This window comes from Xanthobacter sp. BG11Y11_SDJG, from assembly GCF_057364445.1.
The window spans coordinates 1-1,903 of record NZ_JBNFNU010000581.1 but is presented as its reverse complement, the minus strand read 5'-3'; the positions used below and the strand labels follow the sequence as shown (position 1 = coordinate 1,903).

2 protein-coding genes are annotated in these 1,903 nt (G+C 73.8%); both read right to left on the bottom strand.

Going from position 1 to position 1,903, the window contains the following annotated elements:
• Window positions 1-10 precede the first annotated feature (10 nt).
• Window positions 11-496, bottom strand: a complete 486-nt coding sequence (locus AC2W7M_RS24630) for a VWA domain-containing protein (protein ID WP_486135663.1) — start codon at window positions 494-496, stop codon at window positions 11-13.
• Entirely contained in the window at window positions 397-1,731 is a 1,335-nt protein-coding gene (locus AC2W7M_RS24625) for a vWA domain-containing protein (protein WP_486135661.1), read from the bottom strand. The genes AC2W7M_RS24630 and AC2W7M_RS24625 overlap by 100 nt, the downstream gene beginning before the upstream one ends.
• Window positions 1,732-1,903: the final 172 nt, after the last annotated feature.

Here is a 1,903-nt window from a genome sequence, read left to right as displayed (position 1 = left end):
CGATCCACGCTCAGCCCGGTACGCCCGCTTTGGCCGCCGCCGCCGCGGCCGCCTCGGTGCGCCCGGCATCGTCGCCGGGACCGTCGCTGATCAGCACGATCCGCCCCACCGGAGCGTCGGCGCCGCGCAGCAGGTCCACCGCGCGGGCGATGGCGAGGTCGGGGCGGTCGTTCAGCACCGGCATCAGATCGGTGGCGAGTTCCGGCACCATCAGGCCGATGACGCGCGCGTCCTCGGTCAGCGGCGCGGCGACGAACGGCCGGTCGGCATAGATCACCAGCCCCATCTGACCGCCGCGCATGCGCTTGAGGATATCCTCCACCTTGTGGCGGGCGGCGCCGAAGCGGGTCGGGCTCTGGTCCTGCGCGTTCATGGACTGGGCGAGGCTCAGCACGATCACGGTCGGGTCGAGCCGGTCGAGCGCCGGGGTCGGCAGCTGGCGCCACGCCGGGCCGGCCATGGCGAGGCTCGCCAGCACCCAGCCGAGGAGCAGCACCGCCACCGGCCATTGCGGGTGCCGCGTTCGGCGCCGAGGGCGAGATGGCGCAGCAGGTGGGCGTCCACGAGCTTCGCCCAGGCATTGCCGCCGGTACCAATGCGCCGCCAGGCGAGCACCGCCACCAGCGCCGCCGGCACCAGAGCGAGCAGCCATTCCGGCCGCAGGAAGTGGAAGCCCGCCGGATCATGGCCGCGCGCTCCCCGGCAGGCGGCTCGGCCTCCGCCGCCGGGCGGCCGGCGAAAGCGCGGCCAGGCGAGCACGGCGCGACGAGGAGGCTCAGCACCAGCGCCGCGTTTTCCCAGCGGCCACGGGAACAGCGACACCGTGGGGGTGAGAAACAACGGGTCGCCGGCCACCGGCTCCATGCGCTCGATGTCGTCATAGATGGCGGCGAGGCCGCGCCCGTCGCGGGCGCGGAAATAGCGCCCGCCGGTGAGGTCGGCGATCTTTTGCAGCGTCTCCTCGTCGAGGTCGGCGGAGGGGTTGACCACCCGCTGGCCGAAGCCGATGCCGCCCGGCAGCCGGTCGGCGCCGACGCCGATGGTGTAGATCTTCACCCCCGCCTGGCGCGCCAGCGCCGCCGCGTCCAGGGGCTCGAGCACGCCGGAATTGCTGGCGCCGTCGGTGAGCAGGATCAGGACGCGCTGGCCCTCCGGCCGCGCGCGGAGCGTCTTCACGGCGAGCGCGAGCGCATCGCCAATGGCGGTCTCCGGCCCGGCGAGGCCGATGCTGGCGCTGGCGAGCAACTCGCGCACCACATTGCGGTCGAAGGTGAGGGGCGCCTGGAGATAGGCCCGGCTGCCGAACAGGATGAGGCCCACCCGGTCGCCCTTGCGGCGGGCCAGGAAGTCGTCCACCACGGACTTCACCACCGTGAGCCGGTCGGCGACCAGCGGCCCGCCGAGCGCGAGATCGTCGCGCGCCATGGAACCTGAGAGGTCCACCGCCATCATCAAATCGCGCCCCGCCACCGGGATCGCCACCGGCTGGCCGAGATAGGCCGGGCGCGCCGCCGCGCTCACCAGCAGCGCCCAGATCAGCCAGAGCAGCATCAGGCGCAGGACCTTGGCGCGGCGCGCGCCGCGCCCGGCGAGCCGGCCGCGGCGAGGTCCGCATAGAAACGGCACCTTGAGCGCGCCGGAGCGGGGCTGGCGGGCGTGCGGCATCAGCCACCGCATCACGAGCGGCACCGGCAGGAGCGCGAAGGCCCAGAGCCACTGGAACGCGATCATGCGTTGTTCCTGAGCCAGCGGTGCACGCTTTTCACCACCAGCGCGCGGTCGACGCGGTCGGCGTCGGGCAGGCCCGGCGGCAGATAGGGCGCCTGCGCCACGAAGGCGCGCACCTCCTCCGGCAAACCGGCCTTGCCGTCGCCGAGCACGCGCTGCCAGTCCGCGCCGGTGA

Coding starts and splice junctions, on each gene's coding strand:
- AC2W7M_RS24625 (WP_486135661.1), bottom strand. CDS start 1,731: ATGATCGCGTTCCAGTGGCTCTGGGCCTTCGCGCTCCTGCCGGTGCCG.